Raw genomic sequence first — 19,599 nt, 5'->3', positions numbered from 1 at the left:
ATGGAAAATGAATTGCAAAAATATTTTTTAGGGCAGGATTCCTCCCTGTCTTTGGAACAATTAGACGCATTCTTTCAAAATACAAAAAAATTCTCGGATATGCTGATGATGTATCAATGCGCTATCCGAGAAATCCGCACCAAGTTTGAAATTTTAAACGATGACCTTTCCTATCGCAACAACCGAAACCCCATTGAAATGATTAAATCCAGAGTGAAGAAACCCCAAAGTATTTTAGAAAAGCTGAAGCGAAGAAACTTAGAGCTTTCCGTTTCCTCTGTGATGGAAAACTTAAACGATGTGGCAGGAGTTCGGGTCATCTGTTCCTTTGTGGACGATATTTACAAGGTTGCGGAAATGTTTACCCGCCAAGACGACGTTATTGTGCTGGAAGTGAAAGACTACATCAAAAATCCCAAACCAAATGGTTACCGCAGTTATCATATGATTGTGGAAATCCCTGTCTTTTTTGCAGACAGAAAGCAAGCTGTGAAGGTGGAAGTGCAGTTTCGTACCATTGCTATGGATTTTTGGGCCAGCTTGGAGCACGGCATGAAATACAAAAAAGATATGCCCGATGCAGAGGAACTGATTGCAGAATTAAAAGCCTGTGCTGATGTGATTGCAAAAACCGACCTGCATATGCAGGACATCAACGAACGTCTGCAGGCCCTCTCCCACCCTGAAGAATCATAACAAAAACAAAAAGCGATTGTAGTCATCTACAATCGCTTTTTTTGGATACATTTATTTTGTAACTAAATCTGCGGGACGTTCGGTGGTTCTTCCAAAGTGATACAAGATTGCATCCACACTTCGTTTGGAAGCAAGACCGTCACCATAGGGATTTACGGCATGCGCCATCTTGTTGTATTCTTCGGTATCTGTTAACAAGGTTTTTCCCATAGAATAGATATCTTCTTCGTGAATCCCTGCAATTTTTACGGTTCCTGCCACCACTGCTTCAGGACGTTCGGTTTCATTACGGAGCACCAACACGGGTTTTCCGAGAGATGGCGCTTCTTCCTGCAAACCGCCGGAATCAGTCATAATCATATAGGCACGATCCATTAAGTTATGCAGTTCACAAACATCCACAGGGTCAATCAGATGCACATTGTCCAAATCACCAAGCACCGAGAATGCAACTTCTCTTACTGCAGGATTTAAGTGAACAGGATATACTACCTGCACCTCGTCTTTGAATTCTTCCGCCAACCGCTTGATAGCACGGCAGATATTCTGCAGAGGTTCGCCAAGATTTTCACGTCTGTGAGCAGTCACCACGATGATTTTCTTGGAGAAATCCAAGGATTTTAAGGTTTCATCAGCAAATTCATAATCTTTTCTTACAGTGGTTTTTAATGCATCAATTACAGTGTTACCGGTGATGAAGATTTTGGATTCGTCTTTTCCTTCTTTTAAAAGGTTCGCTTTATTCTGCACCGTGGGTGAAAAATGAAGCTCTGTTAAAGAACCGGTCAGCACTCGGTTCATTTCTTCCGGGAAGGGAGAATATTTATCGTATGTACGAAGTCCTGCTTCAATATGGCCTACTGCTGTCTGCTGATAAAACGCTGCCAGTGCACCTGCAAAGGTGGTGGTAGTATCGCCGTGAACCAACACGATATCCGGTTTTGCTTCTCCGATTACCTCATACAAACCTTTTAACACATTGGAGGTGATATCCACTAATGTCTGGCGTTCTTTCATAATATCCAGATCGTAATCGGGCTTAATATCAAAAATTTCTAAAACCTGATCCAACATCTGACGATGCTGTGCAGTAACCGCTACGATGGACTCGATTTCTTCTCTCTGCTCTAATTCTTTTACAAGAGGAGCCATTTTGATTGCTTCAGGACGGGTACCAAATACCGTCATAACTTTTAACTTATTCATAATACAACCCTCTTTACTTTTCAGAAGTGCCGTCTCGAGTCTCTTCAATAGGTGCATGGTAGCCTTCTGTTTTTGACAGTTCCTGTAAAAACTTTTGTTCATAATTTTTATTTTTTACATAAATGATACAGCCAATGCAATACACCACTGATACACCTAACATCAGCAACGTACGCTTTAGCCCTGCGGTAATCAACACAACTGCCGTTAAAGAAAGAAGTCCGCTTACCGTGCATAAAATACCAACTGCCTGACGCTGGTTAAAACCTGCATCAATCAAACGATGATGCAAATGGCTACGGTCCGGCTGCATAATCGGCTCCCGTTTTAAAATACGGCGAAAAATTGCAAAGCTGGTATCAAACAAAGGAAGTCCCATAACTACCAAGGGGATAATAAAGGTAACTGCTGCATAACTTTTAAAGAAACCGTCTACCGAAAGGGTTGCAAGCATATATCCTAAAAACAACGCCCCTGTATCTCCCATAAAAATTTTTGCAGGGTTTAAGTTATAGGGTAAAAAGCCCAAAGTAGCACCGGCAATCGCCGCCATGGCAATCGCACAATCAATCCGCCCGAACACAAAAGAAACAAACATTAAAGAGAATGCAGAAATGGTGGTAATACCGCCGGCTAAGCCGTCCAGACCGTCAATTAAGTTCAACGCATTGGTTACCCCAACAATCCAAACTACGGTAACAGGAACAGCCAACACACCCAACACATGATTTGCTTCATTGGAAAACAGATTGATGCGGGAAATAAAATCAATTCTAAGCCCCATCATCACAGGGATAATGGCACAAGCGAGCTGCACCACAAGTTTCACCAGTGCCGAAAGTGGCTTTCGGTCATCTAAAATCCCCAGCACAACCAAAATGGTTGCACCGATTAAAATCCCAACAGCTTTTTTATCCACCGTTCCCACAAAGCACATATAAGCCACAATAAATCCAAGGAAAATGGCAAGCCCACCCATTCTGGGAATGGGTTTGGTGTGCATACGGCGATTATCCCTGGGCACGTCCACCGCCTTTAATTTGAAGGCGAGAACACGAACCAAAGGCACTGCCGCAAAGGAAAACAGGAATGAAACCGCAAGGGTAAATAGAATAAAAACTCCGTTATCCATCATAATTCTTTCTCCCCGATTTTAGTAAAAACCGAAAAGCTTTATTCCTCCTCTAAAGCTTCTGCCAACCAGTATTCGGCAATATCCAAAGCCTTAAACATTCCTTCTCGTTCCACTTTTTTGATGATTTTTTCTTTCCCGCCGGTATTGGTCTGTAAAGACACAGTTACCTTAGAGGTAATGTCATAACCGCCAACAGGGGTAGACTCGGTAATATTCATCATAATTACATAATTATCTTCCGGATTTCCGTAATAGATAATGTTATCTTTTCTGGCAATCATTTTGCCTTTATAAAGCAAAGGTTCGCTCATTATTATATCACCGCTGCTTCTTCCCATTCAGCAGGAAAAAGCCCTTTCTTTTTTCGTTCTATTCAGTTGAAATGCCTAACGAAGGAATTTCGTTAGGCAACTTTTTTGATATTTGATTGGCAAATTACTGATTCTGGCTGTTTGCTTTAATTTCCAAAAAGTTATTCATTTTTTCAATCAATGCATCACAATCGGTGTTGTGGACCATACACGCTTCCTCAATGGTTTCTCCTGCTGCGGAAGGGCAACCTAAACAATGCATTCCGATAGAGAAGAAGAAGGGAGCCAGTTCCACATCCACTTTCAGCACATCTGCAATAATCATATCTTTGGTAATTTTCTGCATTTTTATTTCTCCTTTTATTCTGATTTTCAATCGGATTTTATTATACTCATTATAGCACATTTTTTCAAAAAATCAAGTCATAATTTGATTTTTTCCAAAATATATTTAAAACAAACAAAATCCCTTTCCCTGCGAAAGAAAGGAACTTTTATGCAATCAAAACAGCTAAAACCGGCTTTGACCGTGGCAGGAACCGTCATCGGTGCAGGATTCGCCACGGGAAAAGAACTGATTTTATTTTTCAAAAATGATAACATATCCCTTTGGTACTTACTGATTTCTTTAATCATAATGGCTCTTGTCAGTTTGTTATATTTTGCCAAACAAAAAGATTCCAAAATCCCAAAATCAAGCTTTTTCGTTTGCCAAGTCATCAAAATGCTGTTTCTTTTGTTCTCGGCAGCATCCTATACCGTGATGCTGGCTTGTGGCGGAGAAGCATTGCGGGAAAGTGTCTCTCTCCCCTTTTTTTGGGGGACTGTGGTTACCTTCGCCATCACAATCGGAATTGTGTCCTTTGGCGTTTCCAATGTGTACCTGTTTAATCTGATTGCAACGCCGATTCTTCTGATCTGTATGAGCGCAATCTCTTTGGCAGGGTTGTTCTCTCCCGTAGGGATGTTTGCGGCATCCCAATCTCAAAGTGTCAATCTTTTGATGTATTCGGGCTATAATTTGTTATCTGTGTTACCTGTTTTGGGAGCCCTTTCCTCCACCCTCGAAAAAAAAGATGGCTACATCGGAATCTGCATGGGATTTCTTTTTGTGATTACGGTGGGTCTTCTCTTAAAATGTTTGCTCCTCCGATTCTGCCACCTTACCCAAAACACAGCCATTCCTGTATTGAGTATCGTTTCTTATCTGGGCAATCATTTTCACATTTTTTACACCGTGATGCTCTATTTATCCATCTTAACCACGGCAGTCAACAGTTTTTATGCCGTCACACAGGGAAAAAACACGCTGCTTATAGGTTTATCTTTACTCTGTTGCAGTTTCCTGGGGTTTTCCACACTGATTGAAACTCTGTATCCCTTTTTCGGATATTTAGGCCTCGGGGTTATTGTTTATGTGATATCAACCGCATTCAAAAACCAAAAAATTAAAAAAACAAAACAGAAAGGATGTTCATAATGGCAACCGAAAAAAATGTGATTCAGAATATTATTTTGGAAAACAGAGAAAAGCTGTCTGTGTCCGGAGTACTTGATATTCTTACATTTGATGAAGAAGAAATCACGCTGGATACACAACTTGGAATCCTCACGGTAAAGGGAAGCGAGTTGAAAGTGGAAAAACTGTCCCTGGATACAGGAGAAATCGTAGCCAAAGGCAATTTTGACAATTTCAACTATCATCGGGATTCTTCCCCGAAACGGGAAAGCTTATTAAAAAGTATTTTTCGTTAAATTTTCAGTAAGGAGCTCAGCTTGTGATACTGATGATTGATATTCTGGCAGGCTTTTCTTTGGGAATGTGCTATGAACTCTTCAAAGCCTTTCGCCATAAAATCAAAAAAACGGCAGGAGATATCCTCTTTGATTTAATGTTTTGGGTATTTGCCCTTGCAATTTGCGTCCAATTATTCCTTTTGATGGGAGACCGAAAATTTCGGTTTTACGAGTTTTTCGGGACCGCTGCCGGCTTTTGTTGCTATTTTTCTGTGTTCTCCGGATATTTTGTCAAACTTTCTGAAAAAACCGCGAATTTTTTCCTGTTTTTTTTGAAAATTCCCTTTACAATCTTAAAATTCTTTGCTATAATGATTAAAAATGGTGTTTTGTTTCTATCCTCTCCATTTTTTCGTTTATTCCGCATCGGAAAACGAAATTTTTTGAAAGGGATGCGCAAACTGAAACACAATTTGAAATTGATGAAAAGGATTTGAGACTGTGAAGTTTTTCAAACAGAAGCACCTGTGGATATACGGTTTGGTTGCGCTGGTGGCTTATTTTTCTTTTCTGCATATAAAATCTTATCAGGATTATGAAGCATTAAGAAAAGATGAAGCGAACTATCAGCAAAAAATTGAATACGAGCTGGCGAAGCAGGAAGAGTTAAACCGTCTGGACGAAAAAGCAAGCAGTCAGAAGACCATCGAATCCATTGCAAGAGGAAGCCTAAACTACTTAAAAGAAGGCGAAATCCTCTTTGTAGACGGCAACAGCCGATAAAGTTTTTATAAAAAATGAAAGTGCAGTAACAATTGTTACTGCACTTTTTTAGTAAGTACTATCTTGTCTCAAAATTTTTCATTCGATTTTTCTTCTATAAATATCTTGCAAATGCAAGTTGTTTAGTGTGCCGGAGTATAGAATGGCGACCTGCCGCAGGATTCACAAAGGATCTCGGAAGTGTCTTCCACGCGATATCTGTCTCCCCAGATTTTATCGCCGCAGCTGCTGCAATTAGGGTTCACAAAGAATCCTACCAATAGATAAATCCCGCTAAACACGATAACGGTAATCAAATAGCTCCAAAATTTTTTCATTTGCAATGCTCCTTTTTAAATTGTTCAATTTTATCTTTGTATTCCCGATATGGTGCTCCGCTGGTAATCGGAAAACTATTGATAATCATTTTAATGGTTTCTTTTTTTGCTTTTGTTGCGTTAACGCGATGCTGACGACCGTCTACTGATACAAAATAATATTCATTATTGACCCGTCTGATATCTAACATATCCTGATATGCCATCACAAAAACGCCCGGAATATAATAAAGATGCTTGGACAAATATTCTTTCCCTGTGGATTTATACTGTTTCTTAACAATTTCATCCACATATCGGATGGAACCGGTTGCTTCCATCGTTTGTAATGATTTTTTCAAGCAACTTTTTCGTTCCAACGCAAAAAGTCCACGAAATATAAGCACAAACCAAAGAACGGAAAACACAAAAAGTCCAACCACCATCAGTGGCTGAAGATTCGGAATAAGCCCCACCATCATTACAACCAATGATACTACAGCAAGCACTGCAAGAGTCTGGTTGATTTTTTTGTTTTGAGTTCCCTCTTTTTTTAATTGTTTCAATATGTACGTTGTTTCTTGTTTCATTTTATTACCTCCTATGATAAGTTTTCCCTAATATTTTTTGTGGTGTATAAAATAAAAAACTCCTTTCTAAAGACTCACGCAAAAAAAAGATATTCGTAAAAATATCTAAAAATCTCGTTTTGAAATTATTATTGTGATATTTACAGTATACCACGTTTTTTTATAAAAATCAATCTTTTTTTCCATACAAAAAAACGGCAGACAACATGTCTGCCGTTTTTTATCATATTATTTGGTTATTCCTAACAGTTTTTCCGCGTTCTGATAGAAAATCTTTTCCTTTTCGTCATCAGATAAGGGTAATCTTTCAATATTTTCAATTTCCTTTTTGATATGCCACATAGGATAATCGGTACCGAACAAAATTTTGTCCATATCATGTTTTTTTAGAATTTTCACAGCCAACTCGGGAGAGATAAATTCCAAGGTGGAGGAAGTATCAAAATAAATGTTGTCTCCGCATAAAATATCCATGGAATCCTCCCAGGTGGAATAACCACCTAAGTGAGCACCGATTACCGTAAGGTTGGGAAAATCCCGCAAAATCTGCTTAATCTTGGTGGGATGGGAAAAATCGTAACGGTAGTCTCCCACGTGAAACATAATGGCTAATTTTCCCGACATCATTTCATAAATGTGATACATCTGGGGAGATAAGATATCAATTTTTCCAAAATCGGGATGAAATTTGATGCCTTTTACTCCGCTTGCAACCAGCTTTTCAATTTCCCCTTCATTATCCTCGTAATCAGGGTGCAAAGTTCCGAACCCGATAAAATCAGTGTTTTTTGATAATTCACCCAACAAAAACTGGTTAATGGCAGCCACCTGATCGGGACGGGTTGCGGTGGAATGAATGAGCATTTTATCCACACCGTATTGCTTCCACTCAGACAGTAAATCTTCACAGGTACCTTGGCAATTCATATGGATATCGTAAAAATCGCCAATGGCTTTTACTGCCTTATCGGCAATTTTCTGGGGATAAATATGACAATGACAGTCAATGATTTTCATAGGGATTCGCCTCGCTAAAAAATAAGTTTTTCTAAAATGGGATCAACGCCGAATGCTTTTTTGATTTTTCCGGTCGCTTCTGTTTTAGAAACATTGTTGGTTTTTTCCGCTAAAATCAAAAGATTCTTTGGCGTTTCCAACGGAGACACAAACTCGGTTGCCATCACATTGTAACCGTATTCTTCCAAAGTTTTCACTCTGTAGATGTCGGTTAGTAAATCGGAAAAACGCTTTTTAAAAATGCCGTTTTCAAATAAATAAGGCATTTCATCGTTACCGATGGTGGACAAGAATTCCTTGTGGCAACAAGGTGCGATGGCACAAACTTGCGCCCCATTATTCACAGCAGCCGCAATGGCAAAATCGGTTGCCACATCACAAGCGTGCAAAGAAATAGCCAAATCAATTCGGGTAGGTGGCTCAAATTCTAAAATGTCGGCACAGTAAAAATCCATATTATAGTATTTTAATTCGTCACGGATTTTTTTGGATGCCTCCACCACGTCTTCTCTGATATCCACCCCGATGATGCGACATCTTCTTTTTAACACATCACAAAGATAGAAATTTAAAAAGAAGGACAGATAAGATTTTCCGCAAGCCAGATCATACACCATGATTTCACGGTCGGTGGGTAATTTTTGGATATAAGGAACCAAAAGCTCAATGAAATGCTCCGCCTGGGTGAACTTTCTCACGTGGGTATTTTTTAATTTTCCCTGCTCGGTCACAAAATCCAACACACTTAACAGCTTGTTTGCCGCTTTGGGAGAAATGAGATGCTTTTCTTCGTTCTTTGCTACCTCAACCACCTTGTTGTCGCTTTTGGTGGTTACATTTTTGGCATCGGCACGAAGAATGAGTCTCCCTGTGCGGTCAGCATAGATAAGCTCCAGCTCGTCATATAAGTTGGCAGTTTCCAAAAGACTGCCAAACAAATCCGAAAAAGCACCTTTGTTTTTCTCTTTCTGGAATGTTAAACAATAGGTTTCTCCATCGTATGCCACAACAAAGGGATAGGTTACGGCGCCTGATTTATAAGCCCCGCTCACTTCTAAAAACAAATCTTTGTTTTCTTCCCAACGAGAAAGGATTCCGCTGCCAAATAATTTTAATTTTTGTATGGTTTGTTTATTCAAAAAAATCGCCTCTTAGTCGTACTTTTTGATACCGATATCTTTTCGATAATGTGCATCGGTAAAAGAAATTTTCGCTACGGCATCGTATGCTTCACGGATCGCATCATCCAAATTGGAGCCGGTTGCGGTAACACCAATCACACGGCCGCCTGCTGTTAAGAATTTGCCGTCTTGGGCTTTGGTGCCTGCGTGATAAATAAAAATATTGTCTTTTTCTTCCGCTTTTTCCATACCGGTGATTTCGTAGCCGGTTTTGTATGCTTTGGGGTATCCTCCGGATGCCATAATTACACATACACAAGCGTTATCATACCATTCAATGTTGATTTCGTCTAATTTTTCATCAATAATAGCATCAAAGATGGTGAGTAAATTGGTTTTTAATCTGGGAAGAACCACCTGGGTTTCCGGGTCACCGAAACGGGCATTGTATTCAATGACTTTTACCCCGTTTTTGGTTGCCATTAAGCCAAAATAGATAACCCCTTTAAAAGGTCTTCCTTCTGCTCGGAGGCCATTAATGGTGGGCAGGAAGATGTTTTTCATACATTCTTCTTCTAAGTCTTTGTTATACACACGGCTGGGAGAGAAAGTGCCCATACCGCCGGTATTTAAGCCTTCGTCGTTATCGTAGGCACGTTTGTGGTCCTGAGCGGATACCATGGGCACCACGGTTTTGCCGTCGGTAAACGCCAACACGGAAATTTCGGGACCGGTTAAGAATTCTTCAATTACCACGGTGGAGCCGGAATTTCCGAACACTTTATCCACCATCATTTCATTAATAGCAGCTACCGCTTCTTCTTCGTTCTGGGCAATGATAACCCCTTTACCTAATGCTAAACCGTCTGCTTTAATAACAGCAGGATAGGTGTTTTCTGCTTTTAAGTAAGAGATAGCAGAATCTGCATCGGTAAAGGTTTCATATTTCGCGGTGGGGATATTGTATTTTTTCATCAGCTCTTTGGAGAAGGCTTTGCTTCCTTCCACAATCGCTGCATTTTTGCGGGGACCGAAAGCACGGATTCCTGCGGCTTCTAACTCGTCCACCAAGCCTAATACCAACGGGTCATCGGGAGCAACCATAACCATATCGAAAGCTTCTTCTTTGGCATAAGATACCAGCTTTTCAATTTCGGTTGCCTTGATGGGCACTAAGGTTGCCAACTGAGAGATACCGCCGTTTCCGGGTGCACAATAGATATTAAGGTCGGGGTTATCCCGTTTTAAGCATTTGATAATGGCGTGTTCTCTTCCGCCACCGCCAACAACTAAGATTTTTTTATTTTTTTCACTCATTGTCTTTCATTCTCCTATCCGTTAATCAAAAGGAAATAGGGAATTTTCGATAAAAATTCCCTATTGTTTTCTTATTTTAGTGATGGAATAAACGGTTGCCGGTGAATACCATAGCAATACCGTATTTGTTACAGGTGTCGATAACATGGTCATCACGGATGGAACCGCCGGGCTGAGCAATAAACTCTACCCCGCTCTTTCTGGCACGTTCAATGTTATCGCCAAAGGGGAAGAATGCATCGGAACCAACAGACACACCGGACTGGGTTTTCAGCCATTCTAAGCGTTCTTCACGGGTTAACACAGGCGGTTTTTCAGTGAAAAACTGTTCCCAAACACCATCTTCCAACACGTCCATATATTCGTCGGAAATATACACGTCGATGGTGTTGTCTCTGTCGGGACGACGGATATCGGGTTTGAATTTTAAGTTCAACACTTTTTCGTGCTGTCTTAAATACCAAACGTCTGCTTTGTTACCTGCCAGTCTGGTACAGTGAATTCTGGACTGCTGACCTGCGCCAACGCCGATCACCTGTCCGCCCTTTGCATAGCAAACGGAGTTGGACTGGGTATACTTTAAGGTAATTAACGCAATAATCAAGTCAATTTTTGCACTTTCAGGGAAAGATTTTGCATCAGTCACAAAATTGGTTAACATATTTTCGTCAATTTTCAGTTCGTTTCTTCCCTGCTCAAAGGTGATACCGAATACATCACGACGTTCAATGGGCTTGGGAGTGAAATCTTTGTCAATCTGGATAACGGTGTAGCCGCCTTTTCTTTTGGATTTTAAGATTTCCAGCGCCTCGGGAGTATAGTCGGGCGCGATGATACCGTCAGACACTTCTTTGGCAATGATTGCCGCAGTTTCTTTGTCACAGGTATCAGATAAAGCGATAAAATCACCGTAGGAAGACATTCTGTCTGCACCTCTTGCTCTTGCATATGCGCAAGCCATAGGAGAAAGCTCAAATTCTTCCACAAAGTTGATTTTCTTTTCTAAATCGGAAAGGGGTAACCCAACTGCTGCACCTGCAGGGCTAACGTGTTTAAAAGATGCTGCTGCGGGAAGACCGGTAGCTTCTTTTAATTCTTTTACCAGCTGCCAGCTGTTAAAGGCATCCAAAAAGTTAATGTAACCGGGTCTGCCGTTTAAAATGGTAATGGGCAAATCATATTCCTCGGTAAAAATTCTGGAGGGTTTTTGATTGGGGTTACAACCGTATTTTAATTCTAATTCTTTCATCGTTTCGGTTCCTTTCCTTTTTTTCGTTGTTATTTGTTTTTGTTGATGATTCTGGTCTCATAAGAACCGTCTTTTAAAGAAATGTATCTTACAAACAAGGAAACCTTGTTGTCTTCATTTAAGTTTGTCCATAAGGTGTTGGTAAAAGCGTCAATATCTTCGTTAATTTCCACCAGTTCGGGTTCCCCATAGAAAGAAGGGATGGGATTACCGTCACATTTGTAGGTATGGATGAAATGGCCTTCACCCGCTACGGGCTGAGAATATTCATAGAAGAATCTCTGGCAGGATTCGCCGTTGCCCATTGCACTTTTTAAAATAGACATTTTATAGGAAAATCCGCTATTTACGGTCAGTTCTGCAGAAATACGGGGAGTGTAGTTTGGAGCATCGGGTTCAAACTCACGGGTACGAAGTGCTTCTTCGAAGGTTTTGCCATCTTTTAAGAAGTCATACACGGTGTCGGTCTGGTCACCGTTGGTCACCACGGTTTTATCCCCCAGTACACGAACAGGTGCATAAATAATTAAAGAGGGATCGCTTAATTTGGAGGGGTCAAACGCTTCGGTGCGGATGCCTTCTCCTTCCGTCACAAACACACGGTTACGACTGTTTTCGCTTCTTCCCATAATAAAATATGCGGTTACGGCATGTTCACCGTCTTTGGATTTTCCAACGATGATGCCTCTGCCGGGATAAGAATTTGTATTCAGTAATTCTGCAATCTGATTCATAGTCTATGTTGTTCCTTTCCTATACTCTGCCACTTAAAACCAATTCACAGGCTTGGGGTAGAATCTTCCATTCTGCCTGCTCCATTACTCTTTTTTGCAACACTTCGGGAGTGTCACCATCCTCTACCATCACGGGCTGTTGCAAAATGATTCTGCCACCGTCGGTAATTTCGTTGACAAAATGCACCGTTGCACCGGTCACTTTTACTCCTTTTTTTAAAGCCGCTTCGTGAACTTTCAGTCCGTAGAAACCGTCTCCGCAAAAAGACGGAATGAGGGACGGATGCACGTTGATGATTTTTTCGGGAAATTCTTTGATAATTTCTTCTCCGATAATGGATAAAAATCCTGCCAACACGATTAAATCGGGATTTTCCGCTTTTAATTCGGCAAGGAGCGCTTTCTGATAGCTTTCGTTATCGGGAAAGCTTTTTCTTGCCACTACCACACCGGGAATCCCTGCGTTTTTGGCACGTTCCAATGCATACACATCCGGTTTGGAGGAAATTACTTTGGTAATTTCACCCGACACAATCACATCCTTGGCATCAATCAATGCCTGCAGGTTGGTACCGCCGCCGGACACTAACACAACAATCTTTTTCATTAGATCAGTTTCACTCCTGCGTCACCGTTTTCTACGGTACCTAAAATATATGCTTTTTCCCCTAAGGATTCGATGATTTTTACCACGCCGTCTGCATCGCCTTTGTTCACAGCCATGCAAAGACCGATACCCATATTATAGGTGTTATACATATTTTCTTCCGAAATACCGCCTTTTGCCTGCAACAGTTTAAAGATGGGTAGCACCGGGAAGGAATCTTTTTTAATGACCGCTTCGGTACCTTTGGGTAACATTCTCGGAATGTTTTCATAGAAACCGCCGCCGGTGATATGAGAAATTGCTTTCACTTTGTACTGAGCTAACACAGCCAGCACGGTTTTTACATAAATTTTGGTGGGGATGATTAAAGCTTCGCCTAAGGTCATACCCAGTTCATCATAATATGCGGCTAAATTTTTCTTCGCTTCTTCTTCGGGACCGTTTAATTCAAACACTTTTCTCACCAGAGAGTAACCATTGGAATGAATCCCGGAGGAAGCCACGCCGATTAACACGTCGCCTTCTGCCACGGTGGAGCCGTCGATAATTTTATCTTTATCCACAACGCCCACGGAGAATCCTGCCAAATCGTATTCGTCCACAGGATAGAAACCGGGCATTTCTGCAGTTTCACCGCCAACTAACGCACATTCACCTAAGATACAGCCGTCGCTGACACCTTTTACGATTTCTGCGATTCTTTCAGGCACGTTTTTGCCAACTGCTAAGTAGTCTAAGAAGAACAGAGGTTTTGCACCGGAGCAAACAATATCGTTTACACACATTGCAACACAGTCCTGGCCAACGGTATCGTGTTTGCCGGTTAAGAATGCAATTTTTAATTTGGTGCCCACACCGTCAGTACCGGATACTAAAACGGGATTGGTGTAGTTACCGGTTTTAAACAGTTCAAACAGACCGCCAAAACCGCCGATGTCGGTCATAACGCCATTGGTAAAAGTTTTCTTTACGCTTTCTTTAATCAGTTCCACGGAACGGTATCCTGCGTGGATATCTACGCCCGCCTGTTTATATGCTTCATTCATAGTTTTTGCCCTCTTTCTTATAAACTTGCCACTTCGTCCTGAAGTTTTTTATCTTTGGCACGAACTTCGTTTGCCATATTCTCTTTCATTTGTTCTAATTTACTTTCAATATCTTTATACTTTAGGGAAAGTATCTGCAGTGCTAAAATTGCCGCATTGTCGCCACCGTCAATGGCTACGGTTGCCACAGGGATACCTTTTGGCATCTGCACGATGGATAACAGTGCATCCAGGCCGTCTAAGGTAGACGCCTTAATGGGAATACCGATCACAGGCAAGGTGGTAAACGCTGCTAAAACGCCACCTAAATGTGCCGCCTTTCCTGCAGCCGCAATAATCACTTCAAAACCGTTCGCTTTGGCGTTTTTGGAAAACTGTGCCGCATCTTCAGGAGTTCTGTGAGCAGACATCACTTTCACTTCCACGTCCACTCCGTAATCTTTTAAGGTTTTAATACATCCTTTTAACTGGGGAAAATCAGAATCGCTTCCCATAATGACTGCAACTTTCGGCATTTTTTGCTCTTCCTTTCCGATACTTTTTTCGTTTGTCAGATGTTACGGATAAAAAATTATCCTATCCTAACATATCAAATTCATTATACCACAGCCAAACTTAAAATGCAAGACAATCCGACCATTTTTTTCTTTTTTTCAGCCTCGCTTTCTTGGTTTTTTTCCAAATCCTTTTTGGGTAAATTGTTTTGGCGTTTTTCTTATAATTATTTCAACACTGTTTTGGAATATTCTCTGAAAAATCCACATATAGTGAAATGAAAATAAAAAGAGCCTGCTCAAAAAATAATCACAAAGGAGAACCTTCTATGATGGAAGCAAACGTGACAAAAACTGTTTGGACAAAAAACGTCAGCCAACCCATTGAATGGGATTTAAACGTATCCGATTCCAAACGTGATATTTTAAAAATTCTCTCACAAAAACTTACGGGCTATGTATCGGAATATAGTGTTCGGGACAACTTATTCACAGCCAAGGTGAAGCTTTGTGCCAATCTGCTGTACTTACCAGAAGGTGCCCAGATGGGACAAATTTGTTCCATCTCCCACTCTGACACCATTTTAATCAAAGAAGAAATCCCCTCTTCCTTAGCCTGGGATTTTTCCGACATTGCCTTTTCTGTCTCCCAAAATAATCCTGTATTTATCAATTCACGAAAAGCAGGAATCCGAGGCAGATTGCACCTTACACTTACCTTAAAAGAAAATGTTTTCATTCCCCGCCTTACCATAGACGAAGATGTTGAATGTTTGAGCGAGACGATTCCTACATACTGCATTCTTCAAAGCACAGAAGAAGAATTTCCGGTTGCCTTAAATTTTCCGCTACCACCGGGAAAACCTCCTGTGGCGGAAATTCTAGAGTCCTCTCTGCAGGTGAGGAATCAAGATTTAAAACCTATTTCCAATAAGGTTGTAGCCAAAGGTGACTACACATTAAAAATGTTGTATTACTCCACGCTATCCACCCTAGAAACTGCTGAATGTTCCTCTCCCTTCACTGAAATCGTGGATATGGGAGCGGAAGAAAAAGATTTTTTAATATACGATATGATACCTTTTTTAGAGGATATTAAAGTCACCGAAAATGAAGAAAACGAGGCAAAATCTATTCACGCCACCGGTGTGATGCAGTTAAAACTGCAAGCAACAACACCCGGGAAAACTTCTTATATCATCGATGCTTACAGCCCCAACTGCGCTGTCAAGCTGTTAAAGAAAACCACCTCTTTCGAACAACTTCAGATTCTGCCGCCCGAAACGGTTTCCATCAAGGAAATTATTGCGTTACCCGATGTGCAATTTGAAGGAATTGCAGATATATCCTGCACTCCGAAACTTAATAACACTAAAATTGAGCATCACCGAATCATCATGTCGGGAGACTTGGATACCATCATCTTATATCAGACGCCCTCAGGAATGAACTCTTTATCCCGACAAATCCCCTTTGAACTGGTACATGACCTTTCAGCTCCCATCGCTTGTGAAAGCGCAACTGCAAAGCTATTCCCCAACCATTTTTCTTATAATATCTTAAATCAAAATTCTTTGGAACTGCGAATGGGTGTCACTGCACAAATGATGATGCACCATACCACCCAAAAAGAATATGTGGAAGGAATTTTACCCGACCGCGAAAAGCCATTGAAAATTGACCGTGCTCCCATTGTTGCCTATATGATAAAACCGGGGGATACCCTGTTTAACATTGCCAAAAAATATGCCACCACCGTGGACCGCTTGAAAGCGGTGAACAACATTGACAACGACCGCAATTTAAAGGTTGGCAGTTATCTGATTATTGAGTAATACAATTAAAAGAGACTGCATCACGAAATGTGATACAGTCTCTTTTTTCGTTCAGTATGTTCAATCATTACAAATTCAAGCGGCTAATATCAAAACGACCATTTTGTTTAAAATATCCTAAATTAAAAGGCTGTGTAGGATTTTTCTTTTGCCACAATTCTGCCACCTGTTTCAATTCATTTGCAGTAATCAGAAGAATTTGAGTATCATTATTCAAAGAAAAATCAACACAAAGTTGTGCACTTTGCGGAGTGAATTCAGGGGCAATCACCATAAACACAACCACGTCCTTATCAGATGAATTGATATATCTTTCAAATTGCTGAATATGGTCTTTTAAATTAACAGAACTTTCTTTGGATTTGTTATCCCACATAATATACTTATCTTTAAAAGTAAGTTTTCCATCAGGATGGTCAGTTCCCGTCAAGGTTAGCGGTTTATTTAACAACATCTTTTCAAACAGATAGTTTGTAGCATCCTCGAATAAGTGTTCGCATTGTAAATCCTTTTCAATAATTTTATTTGCTCTTAAGAATTTTAAGTCCCTATTTGCCAACTGTTCATAAACAGAAATCAGCTTTTCTCTATCATCTTCAGTTTTTAATTCAATTTTTCTCATGGAATCATAAAAAGCCAAGATTCGTTCAATCAACACATTTTTTGTACCAGAGACATTCAAACCGATTTCGCCGCACCATGCAGATAAAACGGAACCGTCCAATCCATCTCGTGGAGAAAATCCTCCCAACAAATTGGAGGGAAGAATAGATTTTAAAATCACATCTTTTAATTCTGTCAGAGTTGGGTTATTAGACAACTCAATTTGCGCTTTTCTAGAATTTTGACTTGCTTTGTGAATAATATCAATTAAATATTGCTTCTTCGCTTTCTTTATGATATAGTCAATCATTTTTTCATAGCCATAAGCACGAATTTCAATGTTGTAGTATTGACGCAAGCATTTTGCAATGTCGTCAGGAATCATATCGCATACGATGCCGTCTGAATTTTTTATAGTAAATAACAATCCCTTCGATTGTAAAGCTTTTCTTGTATCATCAATATCTTTCGATTCGTGTAACAGGTTCTCTCGTTGCGGGAATCGTCCTGCTTTTGCTTCTAACATGTGAAACTCTTTGTTGGAAATAGACAAGTATTTTCTAAGTGCTTCCAACAAGTTTTTTTCATCTACTGAGATATCATCATTGTATGCCCAAGCAACATCAAGCATATGTTTAAACAATGCAAAATCCTTAGACATTTTAGTAAAATCATAGTTGTTAGAATCGTCAACAATATTCTTTTCATATGTCTTGATTGCGGAATCGGTTTCTGTTTCTTTTGAAATGAAGTCATCTTGATTCAAAAGATGATCTCTTAACAGAATAGGTGAAATGATACGAATGGCACGATTTGAATCTAACTTTATCTTTTCCAACTGATTGGAAATATTTTCATAAGATGTATATTGTAATGCAGTTTTAATTAAACATTCCTTTATTTCATCTAAAGAAAGTCTAGTATAGTCTGCAACATAAGCGGATGCAATTCTCTTTGCAATAGTTATATTAGGGATGTTTTCTACATATTGAATAAAATTCATATTTATCACCTCAGTATAAGTATATCATATATTTCTAAAAAAGTCAAACTCTAACAATAAATACCGTCTTTTAGTAAGATAAACGCATAAAAAAATGGCTTACAGAGTGTTCTGTAAGCCATTTTCTTGTTTTTATAAACCAAATTTCTTTTTGAATTTTTCTACACGTCCGCCGGTGTCTACCAGTTTCTGTTTGCCGGTATAGAACGGATGGCATTTTGCACAAATTTCCACGTGCAGGTTTTCCTTGCTGGAGCCGGTTTCATAAACCGCGCCACAAGCACAGGTGATAGTGGTTTTTTTGTAATCCGGATGGATTCCCTGTTTCATTGTGAATACCTCCTTATACTAATTCGATTACAGACATTAAAGCTGCATCGCCACGGCGTTCGAAAGTTTTGATGATTCTGGTGTAACCACCGTTTCTTTCAGCATATTTCGGAGCGATTTCTTCAAACAGCTTTTTCACAACATCTTCTTTGGTGATAAAAGCCAGCGCCTGTCTTCTTGCATGTAAAGTATCTTTTTTCGCAAGAGTAATCATTTTTTCAGCCAATGCTCTGGTTTCTTTTGCTCTGGTAACGGTGGTTTCCATTTTACCGTGTTCTAACAGAGCAGTAACAAGATTTTTGAGCATAGCGATTCTATGGTCTGTAGGACGACCTAATTTTCTGGTTCCTGCCATTTTGACATAGCCTCCCTTTTTAATCAATTCCCTTTCGGGTCAGGTTTATTCTTCTTCCTGCGCCAGAGTCAAGCCTAACGCTTCTAATTTGGCAATAACTTCTTCCATGGATTTTCTACCTAAGTTTCTTACCTTAATCATTTCTTCCTGAGTCTTCTTGGACAGGTCTTCAACATTGTTGATACCTGCACGTTTCAGACAGTTGTAAGAACGAACAGACAAGTCTAAATCCTCGATAGTCATTTCCAAAACTTTTTCTTTGTAGTCTTCTTCTTTTTCCACCATGATATCGCTGTTCTTTGCTTCTTCGGACAAACCTACGAATAAAGACAGATGCTCGCTCATGATTTTTGCAGCCCAGCCAACTGCTTCGTCAGCAGTCAACACGCCGTTGGTCCAAACTTCCAAAGTCAGTTTATCATGGTCGGTTTTGTTACCTACTCTGGTGTTTTCAACAGTTGCATTTACCTTCTTTACAGGAGTATAAATGGAGTCAACCGGAATTGCACCCACAGGCAGAGTCGGAGTTTTATTCAGTTCAGAAGGAACATATCCGATACCGTGGTCAAACACAATTTCCATATAGAATTTTGCGTCTTTATTTAAGGTTGCAATGTGCAGTTCGGGGTTTTTAATTTCCACTTCTGCATCCGGTTTGATATCGCCGGCAGTTAAAACACATTCGCCGTCTGCTTCTAAAATCACGGTTTTAGGACCGTCACAGAACAGTTTTGCAGCGATATTTTTTACATTCAGAATAATTTCGGTTACATCTTCTTTCACACCGGGAATGGTGGAGAATTCGTGTACCACACCATCAATTTTCACGCTGGTGGGAGCAACACCTTCCAAAGAAGATAACAGAATTCTTCTCAAGCTGTTACCAAGGGTAGTACCATATCCCCGATTTAACGGGCTTAAGGAAAATTTAGCATAATCACCGCTGGGTGACCGGTCTAAAAATTCGATATTGGGTTTTTCAATTAAAATCATATTGTGACCCTCCTCACCTACTGGTGTTCAATCTTATTTTCTATCGTGTTGGAGTTTTACGCTCTTTGGGTCAGCCATACTGACTTAACCGCCTCCTCCGACCAAAAAACGATCGGAGAAAGCATAAAAGCAAAGTCAATA

22 protein-coding genes and 1 pseudogene are annotated in these 19,599 nt (G+C 40.2%); 6 read left to right on the top strand and 17 right to left on the bottom strand.

The genetic code is table 11. From position 1 onward, the window contains the following. Entirely contained in the window at window positions 1–696 is a 696-nt protein-coding gene (locus tag E7413_06860; GenBank protein ID MBE7019577.1) for a GTP pyrophosphokinase family protein, read from the top strand. Window positions 697–747: 51 nt separating this feature from the next. Here the strand turns inward: E7413_06860 and E7413_06855 are convergent. The 3 genes and pseudogenes from E7413_06855 to E7413_06845 form a co-directional block, all read right to left on the bottom strand. Then, window positions 748–3,037 (bottom strand): annotated as a pseudogene (locus E7413_06855) (UDP-N-acetylglucosamine 2-epimerase (non-hydrolyzing)). 38 nt (window positions 3,038–3,075) lie between these two features. After that, window positions 3,076–3,348 (bottom strand): hypothetical protein, encoded by a 273-nt coding sequence (locus E7413_06850; protein ID MBE7019576.1) that lies wholly within the window; start codon window positions 3,346–3,348, stop codon window positions 3,076–3,078. Between the two features lie 124 nt (window positions 3,349–3,472). Continuing rightward, complete coding sequence (locus E7413_06845) at window positions 3,473–3,694, bottom strand: DUF1858 domain-containing protein (GenBank protein ID MBE7019575.1); 222 nt, start codon at window positions 3,692–3,694, stop codon at window positions 3,473–3,475. 150 nt (window positions 3,695–3,844) lie between these two features. Here E7413_06845 and E7413_06840 point away from each other — a divergent pair, with 150 nt between their 5' ends. Genes E7413_06840 through E7413_06825 form a run of 4 tightly spaced genes read left to right on the top strand, consistent with a single transcriptional unit; the run spans window position 3,845 to window position 5,868 of the window. Then, complete coding sequence (locus E7413_06840) at window positions 3,845–4,828, top strand: hypothetical protein (GenBank protein MBE7019574.1); 984 nt, start codon at window positions 3,845–3,847, stop codon at window positions 4,826–4,828. Then, entirely contained in the window at window positions 4,819–5,103 is a 285-nt protein-coding gene (gene yabP, locus E7413_06835) for a sporulation protein YabP (protein MBE7019573.1), read from the top strand. Before E7413_06840 ends, yabP begins: the two co-directional genes overlap by 10 nt. Window positions 5,104–5,126: 23 nt before the next feature. Next, on the top strand, window positions 5,127–5,582 hold the full coding sequence (locus tag E7413_06830) for a hypothetical protein (GenBank protein MBE7019572.1): 456 nt from the start codon (window positions 5,127–5,129) through the stop codon (window positions 5,580–5,582). 4 nt (window positions 5,583–5,586) lie between these two features. Next, on the top strand, window positions 5,587–5,868 hold the full coding sequence (locus E7413_06825) for a hypothetical protein (protein ID MBE7019571.1): 282 nt from the start codon (window positions 5,587–5,589) through the stop codon (window positions 5,866–5,868). A gap of 122 nt (window positions 5,869–5,990) precedes the next feature. Here the strand turns inward: E7413_06825 and E7413_06820 are convergent, their stop codons facing one another. From E7413_06820 to purE, 10 genes are all read right to left on the bottom strand, one after another. After that, window positions 5,991–6,185, bottom strand: a complete 195-nt coding sequence (locus E7413_06820; protein ID MBE7019570.1) for a hypothetical protein — start codon at window positions 6,183–6,185, stop codon at window positions 5,991–5,993. Further along, complete coding sequence (locus E7413_06815; protein ID MBE7019569.1) at window positions 6,182–6,754, bottom strand: hypothetical protein; 573 nt, start codon at window positions 6,752–6,754, stop codon at window positions 6,182–6,184. Before E7413_06815 ends, E7413_06820 begins: the two co-directional genes overlap by 4 nt. Before the next feature lie 228 nt (window positions 6,755–6,982). Then, a complete protein-coding gene (locus E7413_06810; protein MBE7019568.1) occupies window positions 6,983–7,771 on the bottom strand; it encodes an amidohydrolase in 789 nt (262 codons plus the stop codon). 14 nt (window positions 7,772–7,785) lie between these two features. Next, entirely contained in the window at window positions 7,786–8,916 is a 1,131-nt protein-coding gene (locus E7413_06805) for an SAM-dependent methyltransferase (protein MBE7019567.1), read from the bottom strand. 6 nt (window positions 8,917–8,922) lie between these two features. Then, entirely contained in the window at window positions 8,923–10,209 is a 1,287-nt protein-coding gene (purD, locus tag E7413_06800) for a phosphoribosylamine--glycine ligase (GenBank protein ID MBE7019566.1), read from the bottom strand. Between the two features lie 76 nt (window positions 10,210–10,285). Beyond that, entirely contained in the window at window positions 10,286–11,458 is a 1,173-nt protein-coding gene (locus E7413_06795) for a phosphoribosylaminoimidazolecarboxamide formyltransferase (protein ID MBE7019565.1), read from the bottom strand. 29 nt (window positions 11,459–11,487) lie between these two features. Beyond that, window positions 11,488–12,192, bottom strand: a complete 705-nt coding sequence (locus tag E7413_06790; GenBank protein MBE7019564.1) for an inosine monophosphate cyclohydrolase — start codon at window positions 12,190–12,192, stop codon at window positions 11,488–11,490. 19 nt (window positions 12,193–12,211) lie between these two features. Then, window positions 12,212–12,799: a phosphoribosylglycinamide formyltransferase gene (locus E7413_06785; protein MBE7019563.1), complete on the bottom strand. Its 588-nt coding sequence runs from the start codon at window positions 12,797–12,799 to the stop codon at window positions 12,212–12,214. Further along, the gene (locus E7413_06780; protein MBE7019562.1) at window positions 12,799–13,845 is read right to left on the bottom strand and encodes a phosphoribosylformylglycinamidine cyclo-ligase; all 1,047 of its coding nucleotides are present in this window, start codon (window positions 13,843–13,845) and stop codon (window positions 12,799–12,801) included. The genes E7413_06785 and E7413_06780 overlap by 1 nt, the downstream gene beginning before the upstream one ends. 17 nt (window positions 13,846–13,862) lie before the next feature. Further along, on the bottom strand, window positions 13,863–14,360 hold the full coding sequence (purE, locus tag E7413_06775; protein ID MBE7019561.1) for a 5-(carboxyamino)imidazole ribonucleotide mutase: 498 nt from the start codon (window positions 14,358–14,360) through the stop codon (window positions 13,863–13,865). A gap of 257 nt (window positions 14,361–14,617) precedes the next feature. On the opposite strand from purE, the gene E7413_06770 reads away from it, so the two are divergent. Next, entirely contained in the window at window positions 14,618–16,174 is a 1,557-nt protein-coding gene (locus E7413_06770; GenBank protein ID MBE7019560.1) for a DUF3794 domain-containing protein, read from the top strand. A gap of 67 nt (window positions 16,175–16,241) precedes the next feature. On the opposite strand, the gene E7413_06765 is transcribed toward E7413_06770, so the two are convergent. From E7413_06765 to E7413_06750, 4 genes are all read right to left on the bottom strand, one after another. Beyond that, on the bottom strand, window positions 16,242–17,780 hold the full coding sequence (locus tag E7413_06765; protein ID MBE7019559.1) for a hypothetical protein: 1,539 nt from the start codon (window positions 17,778–17,780) through the stop codon (window positions 16,242–16,244). Between the two features lie 132 nt (window positions 17,781–17,912). Continuing rightward, window positions 17,913–18,110 carry a 50S ribosomal protein L31 gene (gene rpmE, locus E7413_06760; protein ID MBE7019558.1) on the bottom strand — a complete coding sequence of 66 codons (198 nt, stop codon included), beginning with the start codon at window positions 18,108–18,110 and terminating at the stop codon, window positions 17,913–17,915. Between the two features lie 13 nt (window positions 18,111–18,123). Beyond that, a complete protein-coding gene (locus E7413_06755) occupies window positions 18,124–18,465 on the bottom strand; it encodes a 50S ribosomal protein L17 (GenBank protein MBE7019557.1) in 342 nt (113 codons plus the stop codon). Window positions 18,466–18,510: 45 nt separating this feature from the next. Then, window positions 18,511–19,458: a DNA-directed RNA polymerase subunit alpha gene (locus E7413_06750; GenBank protein MBE7019556.1), complete on the bottom strand. Its 948-nt coding sequence runs from the start codon at window positions 19,456–19,458 to the stop codon at window positions 18,511–18,513. Between the last annotated feature and the right edge of the window lie 141 nt (window positions 19,459–19,599).

Source organism: Oscillospiraceae bacterium (assembly GCA_015068645.1).
Lineage (GTDB): Bacteria > Bacillota > Clostridia > UMGS1840 > UMGS1840 > SIG452.
The sequence above is the reverse complement of the archived record's forward strand: the minus strand, read 5'-3'. Positions and strand labels throughout refer to the sequence as shown.